Annotated in this window: 8 protein-coding genes and 1 pseudogene; 5 read left to right on the forward strand and 4 right to left on the reverse strand. The window is 69.0% G+C overall.

The annotated features are described in order from the left end of the window. Positions 1–138 precede the first annotated feature (138 nt). From ACFYR3_RS32000 to ACFYR3_RS32015, 4 genes are all read left to right on the forward strand, one after another. Positions 139–396: a hypothetical protein gene (locus tag ACFYR3_RS32000; protein WP_355855310.1), complete on the forward strand. Its 258-nt coding sequence runs from the start codon at positions 139–141 to the stop codon at positions 394–396. After that, positions 393–764 carry a fic family toxin-antitoxin system, toxin component gene (locus ACFYR3_RS32005; RefSeq protein ID WP_355855307.1) on the forward strand — a complete coding sequence of 124 codons (372 nt, stop codon included), beginning with the start codon at positions 393–395 and terminating at the stop codon, positions 762–764. Before ACFYR3_RS32000 ends, ACFYR3_RS32005 begins: the two co-directional genes overlap by 4 nt. Before the next feature lie 386 nt (positions 765–1,150). Next, entirely contained in the window at positions 1,151–2,131 is a 981-nt protein-coding gene (locus ACFYR3_RS32010) for an ArsR family transcriptional regulator (RefSeq protein ID WP_356780215.1), read from the forward strand. Between the two features lie 378 nt (positions 2,132–2,509). Continuing rightward, positions 2,510–3,025 carry a hypothetical protein gene (locus ACFYR3_RS32015; protein ID WP_389285409.1) on the forward strand — a complete coding sequence of 172 codons (516 nt, stop codon included), beginning with the start codon at positions 2,510–2,512 and terminating at the stop codon, positions 3,023–3,025. Positions 3,026–3,361: 336 nt separating this feature from the next. Here the strand turns inward: ACFYR3_RS32015 and ACFYR3_RS32020 are convergent. From ACFYR3_RS32020 to rph, 4 genes and pseudogenes are all read right to left on the reverse strand, one after another. Continuing rightward, a pseudogene (locus tag ACFYR3_RS32020) lies at positions 3,362–4,110 on the reverse strand (hypothetical protein). A 141-nt stretch (positions 4,111–4,251) separates the two neighbouring features. Then, positions 4,252–5,520 carry an RNA polymerase sigma factor gene (locus ACFYR3_RS32025; protein ID WP_389285411.1) on the reverse strand — a complete coding sequence of 423 codons (1,269 nt, stop codon included), beginning with the start codon at positions 5,518–5,520 and terminating at the stop codon, positions 4,252–4,254. Continuing rightward, positions 5,517–5,879: a YciI family protein gene (locus tag ACFYR3_RS32030; RefSeq protein ID WP_356780221.1), complete on the reverse strand. Its 363-nt coding sequence runs from the start codon at positions 5,877–5,879 to the stop codon at positions 5,517–5,519. Before ACFYR3_RS32030 ends, ACFYR3_RS32025 begins: the two co-directional genes overlap by 4 nt. Before the next feature lie 179 nt (positions 5,880–6,058). Further along, a complete protein-coding gene (rph, locus tag ACFYR3_RS32035) occupies positions 6,059–8,656 on the reverse strand; it encodes a rifamycin-inactivating phosphotransferase (RefSeq protein WP_389285429.1) in 2,598 nt (865 codons plus the stop codon). A gap of 451 nt (positions 8,657–9,107) precedes the next feature. Between rph and ACFYR3_RS32040 the strand changes: the two genes are divergently transcribed. Further along, entirely contained in the window at positions 9,108–10,220 is a 1,113-nt protein-coding gene (locus ACFYR3_RS32040) for an ABC transporter substrate-binding protein (protein WP_389285413.1), read from the forward strand. Positions 10,221–10,604 lie beyond the last annotated feature (384 nt).

Consider the following 10,604-nt stretch of genomic DNA (forward strand, 5'->3'; position numbering starts at 1 on the left):
CCGAACTTCGGTGAGCTGTCAGCGGAGCAGCGCGACGGCGATGATCCGAGAAGGCGGGTTGATCGTCGACCGGGCGGCGGGGGTGCTCAAGCCGTCTGTTCCGGCCCCCGCCTGCTACCACCCTGCTACCATGGGGGTGTGAATTCCACGAAGAAGCAGACGCAGGTCCGGCTGGAAGAGGACGTGCTCGCGGCCGGCAAGGCCGCCGCGGCCGCCCGTCGGCTGGACTTCAACAAGTACGTGGAGCGCCTCATCATCGAGGACACCACCGGCGCCCGAGCCGCCGGCATGACGGCCGCCCAGCGGCTCATCGATGAGCACGGTGCGTTCCTCGACGATCTGGAGCGGCAGCTCGACGCTCCGTACGCCGATCCGCGGCCGGGTGCCGCAGCGTGATCCTGCACGTCGACGAATCCTGGATCCTCGAAGTGGCGGAGCGGGCCGGGCACCGCGACCCGGCCGCCGACGACTACGGCGTGCCCATCGCCGCCGTCGCCCGCCATCGCGGCGAACTCCTCGACACACCCGTTTACGACGGCGCCTACGCCCGCGCCGCTGCCCTGGTCCACAACCTGGGCCGCTGCCGCTGGCTGGAGCGTTCCAACCTCACCGTCGCCTGCGCCGTCGCCGTCATGTACCTCGAGGCCAGCAACATTCCGGTCAATCCCACACGCGAACAGCTCACCGCGCTCGCCCACGAGTTGAACAACCCGCGCTGCACTGCCGCCCGGATCGCCACCTTCCTGCGCACCTGGAAACCCTGAACCCGAGGGGTGCTCCGCAGGGCATAGCAAGGGCGCCGGGCTCGGGTCGGCGGTGGAGTGGTTGGCTGTGTCCAGGACCTTGGTGACGGTGTATCCGGACGGAGTCAGCCCGCTGACGTAGGTGTACGCGGCCGCCTGGGCCGACGTGGCCGCGACGACCCCGGTGAACAGTGCCGCCGCGACGGCGCCGACCGCGACGACGGCGACGACCTTCTCGTTTGCTTTCATGCGTTTCCCCCCCGTGACGACATGTGATGTGCCTGCAAGCGACGCCGTCCCACGCCGAGATCCTCGGCGTGGGACTTCGAGTACGGCTGAAAAGCACAGCTCAGAGGTGCGTGAGGGGGGCGAGAATGAGGGCGAGACCTCGTTGTGCAGGGGGGACCATGGGGCTCAGGGTGCACTTCACGGCGGAAGACCTCGCGCGGATACGGATAGCGCAGGGGCCCGACCCGATGTGGGAGATCGTGCTGAGCGCGACCCTGCTGGACGGCACCGCGGGCCGGGCGGTCTTCGACCCGTGGCGGGCGGGCGCCAGGAGCCGGCTGAGGGACCGCCTGCCCCGCCAGGACGCCCGGCTGATCCGCTATCTGGCGCCCCGCACCGGGGACTTCCCGGACTTCCTGACCCCCGTCAGAGCGACCACGGACCTGGACGACGGGATCGAGGCGGTACGCGCCACCCCGGCCCGGCGGTTACGCCAGGATCTGGCAGTCCTTCCCGCGGCGCCGACCTGGGCCCGCCCGCTGGCCGACAGCGCCCGCACCGCGCTCACCGGCCTCGGCAACGCCCTGCACCGCTACTACCACGCAGCCCTCGGCCCCTACTGGCCACGGATCCAGGCGCTGGTCGACGCCGACCGCACCGCCCGCAGCCGCGCCCTGCTCCGCCACGGCGTCGACGGACTCCTGCACAGTCTGCGCCCCACCCTGGACTGGACCCCGTCGGTGCTGACTGCGCCCTATCCGGTGGACCGCGACCTCCACCTCGACGGGCGCGGCCTGCTCCTCGTGCCCTCGGTGTTCTGCTGGCGCACCCCGGTCACCCTCATCGACACCGAACTTCCCCCGGTCCTGGTCTACCCCGTCGCCCACCGGCCCGGCTGGTGCGCCGACCCAGCCGCCCGCCCCGGATCCGGCAGTCTCGCGGCCCTGCTCGGCACCACCCGGGCCAGCGCCCTGCGCGCCGTCGAAGACGGCTGCACGACCACCGAGCTCGCCCGCCGCACCGGCACCACAGCCCCCACCGCCAGTCAGCACACGTACATCCTGCGCGAGGCCAACCTGATCGTCTCCACCCGTCACCGCAACACGGTTGTCCACACGCTCACACCACTCGGGGCCGCACTGCTGCACGCCAACACCTGACCGAACGGGCCGCTTACGCCCGCCCGGCGCCGCATGACCAACGAGGCGAACCCTCACCGGCGATACCGGCGGGACCCCCGACGGCCGCATCCGAAGGATTCGCCGCCCTCCCGGACGGCGGGGCGGCCGACAGCATCCGATCGCCCGCGCAGGTACGACCGCGGCTCACCACCCCCGTCAGGGGCGGCACGATCCGACGCGGCGGGTCGGCCTCAGGAACGGCAGTCGAATCGAGGAGTCCAGGCTTTGAGCAGGCCCCGGGCACAGGCCGTCCGAAGGGCGGGACAACAAGGCCCTGGCCGTGCAACCATTCGGATCTCGAACATGTCTCCCATAGTGAAACCATCGGTCCCCTTCACCAGAGCATCTGGGGGCGTCATGCAACATCACCCATCCCGTGCAGCCATTGTCGCGGGCGTCCTTCTCACCGCCGCCGGAGCCACGGTCCCCGCCTCCGCGGTCACGCAGCCGAAGGCAGCTGCGAAGATTTCGCCGCCCGCGCGCATCGTCAACGCCCGGTGGGCCGGGCACTGCACGTTCGACCGGCTCGTCATCGACGTACGGGGCAGCGCCCCGGCCGTCACCGTGAAGCCGGTGACGACGCCTCGCTACGACCCTTCCGGGAAAAAGGTCCCACTCGCCGGGAAGTACTTCCTGGACATCAGGCTCTCTCCCGCGGTCGCGCACGACGCTGCGGGCAAGTCGGTCTACCAGGGTCCCCGACTGGTGAAGATCCAGTTGCCCAAACTGAAGGGTCTCGCCCTGACCGGAGACTTCGAAGGGGTGGTCAACTTCGCAACCGCGTTCCAGACCAAGCCCACATACAAGGTCTACAAGCTGCACAGCCCCGAGCGCGTGGTCCTGGACTTCAACCACGCCAACTCCTGCGGGTGAGTGCCGACCGTCACTGAAGTAGTCGCGGCCCAGCCCTGACAAGGCTGGGCCGATGCCATGGGACGAGCCCGAAATTGAAGTGCCCGCCGGGACATTCCGAGTGTGGTGCGCCTGCGGGCGCGACATTCGTCCCCCAGGGCGGCAGCCCGCCCCGGGTCGGGCAGGGGCTCGATCGGGCGTACGCGACAGGCCAGGCTTCTTCGCGTGACCTCGTCGAAGGTGTGGCGCTCCGGTGGTAGGCCTCCGCCCGCGATGATGTCGGCTTCGGCGAGCGCCCGGTGGAGCGGGGGGACCGAGGGGCGCTTGCCCGCGCCGACGAGTCTGACGATCTTGCGGTCATGGCTGTGCCGGCGTAGTGCCTGGGATCGGTTGCTGCGGGCCTGAGGCGGGTGTCGCCGGTTCACGGTCCGCTTCGGACGCGGGACGCCGGCGGCGTGGCAGTAGCAGCGGGCTGGTGAGGATGAGCAGTCCCGCGACCGTGAGAGCGGTGCGTGGGCTGGTGGCGTCGGCGAGCAGCCCGCCGAGCGCGGTGAAGACGGCGATGGACGCCTGCTGGCCTATCGACCAGGCCGACAGGGTGCGGGCGACGAGATGGTTGGGGGTGTGTTCGAGCCGGTAGGTGGCGAGCACGGGGGTGTACAGGCTCATGTTGATGATGATGGCCAGCTCACGAGCAGGTCATCCGGCCCGACGAGGGTCTTGAGGTAGGCGCCGCCGGCCGCGTTGAAGGCGATCTTGGCTGCGGCGACCACGGTCGAGACAACGAGCAGCTGGACAAAACCGAGCCAGCCGAAGGCGTAGGCGACCGGGATCGTCGCCATGACCGCAAACCGGGTCAGGTCCATCGCGATCATGACCGGGCGCTTGCGCCGGAACTCCACCCACGGCGCGAGCGGCAGCGCGATCAGTGCGCCTACCGCGGGTCCCACCGCGGACAAGGCGGACACCTCGGCGGGGCCGGCATGCAACGCCAGCACGGCGATCAGCGGGAACGCCCCGAACCCCAGCCCGGACCCGTAGGTGCTGACCGCATATGCCGCCCACAGCCAGCCGAACTGCCGCCCCAGGGACCGTCTCGCCAGCAACCTCCGCACCCTTCTCTCGAATGAGGCAACACGCCGTTGGAACGTTGCGCATCAAATCAATGCCGACGAGGGACGATCAAACCACCGACCCGGCAGCGAGCGGGCGAGAGCCCGGTACTTGTGCCCGATGCGTACCGGTACCTATGCCCGACGCGGACCGGCGAGGCGTTCTGCCAGGAACTCGCGCTCGGCGTCGTTTTCGGTCAGCTCCAGCGCCCGGCGGTAGGCGATCGAGGCCTCCTCCGAGCGGCCCAGCCGACGCAGCAGGTCCGCCTTGATCGCCGGTAGGTACTGGTATTTCGCAAGTCGGCCGCCCTTCTCCAACTCCACGACGTCTGCCAGCGCCTGGGCGGGACCGGAGACCATCGACACCGCCACTGTGCGGTTCAACGCCACCACCGGTGAGGGCCACACCGACAGCAACTCGTCGTACAAGGTCACGATCTGCGGCCAGTCCGTAAGGTCGTAGGACGACGCCTCGGCGTAGAGCGAGGCGATGGCAGCCTGCAGGAGATAGCGGCCCGGTCGCCCGCCGCGCAGCCCGTCCACGATCAGGTCGTGCGCCTCGGCCATCGCTGAGCGGTCCCAGAGCGATCGATCCTGGTCCTCCAGCCGCAGGAGGCGACCGTCGGCGTCGACCCGGGTGGCGCGCCGGGCGTCGGTGACCAGCAGCAGTGCGAGCAGCCCCCGCACCTCCCGCTCGTCGGGCATCGACTCCCGCAGCATCCGGGCCAGCCGCAGCGACTGGTCCACCAGGTCCGTACGCACCAGCGACGCGCCGGACGGTGCGGTGTGCCCGGTGGTGAACAGCAGATGGATCACGCCGAGCACCGCGCGCAGCCGGTCCGGCAGTTCACCCGCTCCCGGGAGCCGGAAGGGGATCCGCGCGGCCGAGATCTTCTTCTTCGCCCGGGTCATCCGGGCGGCCATCGTCGGCTCCGAAACCAGAAGCGCCCGTGCGATATCGGTGGTCGCCACACCGCACACCAGTCGCAACGTGAGTGCCAACTGCGCCTCCTGCGCCAACGCCGGATGGCAGCACATGAAGATCAGTCGCAATCGCTCGTCCGGTACTACGTGTTCGGGCTCGACGGCGGACGGTTCGTCGATCGCCACCTCAAGCTCCGTCTCCTCGGGCTGTACCAGCAGCGGGAGTTTCGAGCGGAACGTCTGCTCGCGTCGCACCGCGTCCATCGCGCGGCGCTTGGCCGCGGTGGTGAGCCAGGCCGTCGGTTTGTCCGGGACCCCGTCGCGGGCCCAGCTCGCCAGGGCGGCGGCGTACGCCTCCTGCACGCATTCCTCGGCCAGGTCCAGGTCGCGTGCGACACGTGCCGTCGCGGCGAGCACCTGGGCCCACCCGCGACGGTGCGCGTCCGCGACCGCCGACTCGACGTCTGCCGTGGGCGTCATGCCGTAGCGGATCCATCCGCGATGAAGCCGCCTTCCACGGGGCGCACTTCGACACCGCCGCCCTGCTGGGTGGCGGGATTGGCACGGGCGATCTTCAGGGCGGCGTCCAGGTCGGGCGCCTCGATGACTGCGAAGCCGGCGATGACCTCCTTGGCATCAATGAAGGGGCCGTCCGTCACCACGTCGCCGTGGATAGAGGTCGCCGTGTCGGCGGCGGGCTGCAGCGCGAACGCCGCGACCAGGGCCCCGGACTCCACCATGTCCTCGAAGTGGCGGTCATGGGCCTCCCGCGCCCCGGGAATTGCTTCGGCCTCGTCGACGTGGACCTTCGTGTAGATCAGGATCGCGTACTGAGCCATGGTGGCTGTCTCTCCTTGCGGTTGCTGTTGCCTCACACCCCTACGTCGAACGGCCGGCCCGGATTCGACAGTCCTCCTCGAACTTGTTGTCTGCCCGGTTGTTCAGATCTTTGGGGTGGTCCTCAACTGCCTGGCGTTGTTTGGTCGGAGGCTACGGACGGGGTTCTCGGCGTGGTCGGTCACGGCAGGATCTCGACGTACCCGTCGGTTCCGTGCACGCGGATCCGCTGCCCGTCCCGGATCAGCCGGGTGGCCCGCTCCACGCCCACGACGGCCGGCAAGCCGTACTCCCGGGCGATCACCGCGCCATGGGTCATCAGGCCGCCCACCTCCGTGACCAGGCCCGCGATTCCGACGAACAGCGGTGACCAGCTGGGGTCCGTGAAGGTCGTGACCAGGATGTCGCCCGCTTCGAGATCGGCCTCCGCCATGTCGAGGATGACGCGGGCCCTTCCCTCGATGGTCCCGGCGGAGACCGCCAGGCCGATCAGGGCGCCGGCCGGCACGTCGTCGCGCCGGTACGCCCCCGTGACGGCCTCACCATCCGATGTGAGCACCCGGGGCGGTGTGAGCGCGTGGTACGAGCGGAACGCGTCCTTGCGCTGCTGGATGAGCTGGCCATCCACCTGGTTCGAGCGCACGGCGGCGTGGAGCTCCTGGAACGTGAGGTAGAAGATGTCCTCCTGCTCAGGAAGGACGTTGGCCTGCACGAGGCGCTCGGCCTCCTCCAACAGGGCCTGCTTGTAGACGAAGTAGCGCCTGATGATGCCGTACTTCGGGTACTCCCGGTACCCGATGAAGGTGCGGACCCGGTCGATCATCCGCTTGGTCTCGTCGGCTTTCCGGTCCCCGTCCGGCAGGGCCCGCAAGCGTGACAGCACGTCCTGTTCCTTCTCCCGCGCTTTCTGCCGCCCTTGCTCGAAACGCCGTTCGGCGGCGCCCGGCTCGAAGTTCCTGACGTTGTCGAGGATCACGGGTACGAGCGTGGTGGGGCGCTCGCGCCAACGCGGCCTCGTGATGTCGATCTCGCCGACGCAGCGCATGCCGTACCGGTCGAGGTAGGCCTCGATGGCGTCGCGCGCTTCGGCCCCGCCCACGAGCTTCGCCAGCTCGTCCAGGAAGCCCTCGTCCTCGACGTCCTGCAGGAACGCCACGACCTTCGGCTGCGGACGGATCACGTCCGCGACGTCGAGCAGCGCCAGTCCCATCTCCGAGGTGATGTTGTCGGGGGCGGACAGCGTGAGCGTGTCAGCCGCGTTCTTCTCGCCCAGCCACTCCTGCAGCTTGTCGTTGAGCCACCACGTGGCCTCCATTCCCGCCATGATCGCCTGCATGCTCAGCGGATCACTGAGGACTCGCTTGTGCTCCTGGAAGGCCTCCAGCAGGAAGTCGAACAGCGCCGGGCCGGCCTTCGTCCGGATGTCTCGCTCCAGGGCGGCGATGGACGCCTGACTACGCTCGATCAGTTCGGTGACGATGGCGGGATCGGTCTCGATCGGGGTGGCGGCACGGCCGACCGGCGGCCCGGCGGGACCTGCGTCCGGGAGCGACGGGACGAAATCGTCGTGGTCGAGGACGGTCTCCAGAGCGTCCCTGACCAACGGATCGCCTCTCCCCATGACGTCCAGGAGGGCGGCGCGGCTCGCGGGCGAGGCCAGGCGACGGGTGACGTCGACGAACAGTCTCCCGCCGGCTTCGTGCATCGACGCCATGGCTGTCAGCTGCCACATGGAGAACCCCAGAGGCTTCATGGGGTCGGTCATCATCTGCTGATGACCGACGGAGACGTAGACGTGATTCTCCTGGTCGTCGGTCTCGGGGATGAGGAACAGCGTCGTGATCGGCCGACTCTGAACGATCCGGAAGTCATCATCGACCAGGCACCATTCGATGTCCTGCGGGCGGCCGAAGTGCGCTTCGATCCGCCGCCCGAGCTGCACGAGCCGCACGACCTGCGCATCCGTCAGCGCCGGCTGCTCCTGCCGCTGCGGGTCGATCGCCACTTCCTGCGTACCACCGGCCGGCAGGGCGTGAACGGCACGCTGTTTGGCGGCGATCGCCTTGGCGACGACTGCACCGCGCCGCACCTTGAAGACGTCCGGGTTCACCAGGCCGGAGACCAGGGCCTCGCCGAGGCCGAAGCCGGCGTCCACGGTGGCGACCTTCCGGTTGCCCGTGACGGGGTCGGCGGTGAACAGGATGCCGGCCGCATGCGGGAAGACCATCTGCTGCACGACCACGGCCATGTGGACCGTACGGTGGTCGATGCCGTTCCGCTGACGGTAGGTCACCGCCCGCTCGGTGAACAGCGACGCCCAGCACCGGCCGACGTGCTGGAGGATCGCCGTCGGCCCCACGACGTTCAGGTACGTGTCCTGCTGGCCGGCAAAGGAGGCCGTCGGCAGGTCCTCTGCCGTTGCGCTGGATCGAACGGCGTAGGCGGCTTGCTCGCCGATCCGGGCGAGCGCGCGTGTGATCGCCGCCGCGAGATCGCCCGGGACGGCAATCCCTTCGATGGTCCGGCGAATCTGCGCGCTGAGCGTGCGGATCGCCTCCCGGTCGTCGGGGTTCAGGCGCGCCAACTGATCGAGCCGATCGTCGATCGACGGCGTTTCCGCCATGATCCGCCGGAAGGCGTCCGTCGTCACGCAGAAGCCGCCCGGCACCCGGATGCCTTCGAGTCGCGACAGCCCGCCCAGGTGCGCGCCCTTGCCGCCAACGACCGCGACCTGCGTCTCGTCAACGTCTTGAAGATCCAACACGTACTGCTCGGTCATCGCGGCGCCCCCGAGGCGGCCGTGCTCCGTCGCGCTGCGGTGACCGATCGAATCACCGGCGCCTCCAACTCTGCCGAACCTCTTGTCGAGCACGTCCTCATCCTTAGGTTGCCTTCCCTCTGGCGACACAGGCACGTCGTGCCCTCATTTCCGCAGGTTGTGGCATCGGCCGACGATTCTGCGCGATGACCCGGGGCTTGCGGCAAGCCCCCCGGCGCGCTATACGTTGAGAGCGGCAAGGAGAGATCTCTCCTTGCCTTTGCCTTTTGCCGTCCCATGGAACTGAAAGCGTCTCGCGAAGCGCAGGTGGCGCGCCGCGTACGGGTACGCGTCGCCGGCCCGGGCGGATGTCCCGTCGGCGAGTGAACGGAGTGAGCGCGTACTGCCGGGCCTTGCCACTCTGCGATCCGGGCACACTGCCATCGGATCGTCACACGGGAGACGCCACCACGTGAATGTGCCACCAACACCGCCTGGAGCGGGGCGGACTGACGGGTCATCCGTTCAGATCGGCGTTCTCGTTCCACTGACTCGGCCTGGCTGGGTCGAGGCAGGCCGACACCTGCTCGCCGGACTCGAATTGGCTGCTCGCGAAGTCAATGACGCCGGCGGGATCGCCGGAAGGCCACTCGAACTGGTGGTCCGAGACACCGCGGCCGATCCACAGAGGGCCGCGGCGGCCGTGGACGAGTTGGCTCGCCTGGGTGTGGCTGCCTTGGCGGGGGAGTACCACAGCGTCGTCGCTCGCGCCGCTGCCGCCAGGGCCGACGCCCTTGGCCTGCCGTTCCTCTGCTCGTCGGCGGTTCTCGACGCGCTCACCGATCAGCCGACGGAATGGGTCGCGCGCCTCGCCCCGGCGCAGTCCCACGGCTGGCAGATCTACGCGGACTTCGTCCTCGGCGCGGGCCACGATCGAATCGCCGTAGCAGTCGAGTCGAGTGTCTACTGGGCATCCGGGGCACGCATTCTGCGGGATTGCCTCACTCCACGCGGCGGCACGGTCACCGAACTCGACATGCGCGCGCTCGCCCCCACGGCCGTGTGCGACGAACTGGTCGAGCATCGCGCGACAGCCCTCCTACTTCTGGTTGGCAACCCGGAGCCGGCGGTGTCGATCGTCAGGTCCGTCCGCCGTGACCGGCGCCTCGCCGAGATCCTGATCGGTGCTCCGGCCGGGCAACCGGAGTTCGCCGAATGGGCGAGGTTGCTGGGCGAGGACAGTGCCGGGATCTCGTTCTTGCGCTACCTGCCCGAGCGCCTGAACCCACTCGGTGTACGAGTTGAGACGGCGCTCCGCGAGCGGCTGGCCGAAGCGCCCTCCTTCGTCGCCTTCGAGGGCTACGACACGGTCACCGTGCTCGCCGAAGTGCTGCGTTCTCACGGCGAGGACCGGGCGCGGACGGCCCCATCTTGGCCGCGCGTTGCAGTCGAAGGCACTCGCGGGCAGATCCGGTTCTCCCGCATGCCAGGCATCAGCGTTTGGCAATGGGCCTGGACGCCAGTCCAAGTCGTTGATCGAGATCCGGCGGAACCCGATCGCATTCGGATCCTTCACACCGGTTGAGAGAGCACGGAGGTCCGAGCGGTCGGCCGGCATCTGGGGGACCTCCGCCCACATGTGGTGCGGGAGACCTCCGCCCACATGCAGCGAGAGATGAAGCCTCGCAGCGTCCCGTGCTGCATTTCGGCCGGCCCGCGCAGGCAGCGGCCCGCCGGAACGAACTTGATGACGAGGGGCGCTGGCCTGGTGTAGAGAGGAGGCCACAATCAATCCTACGAGCGCGGGGCAGATGTCGCGGTATGCCTGGCAGCCAGGGCACCGCCGGTGAGTGACATTGCATACCGCTCATGATCTGAGGGGCCACGAAGTTTCCGGACAGGGACCCAATAGGGTTGTCCTGAACAGGAAACGAGGAAGAAGTGGCGCCACCAAGCAAATATTCGCTGG

It is taken from the genome of Streptomyces sp. NPDC005784 (assembly GCF_042871525.1).
Taxonomy (GTDB): Bacteria; Actinomycetota; Actinomycetes; order Streptomycetales; family Streptomycetaceae; genus Streptomyces.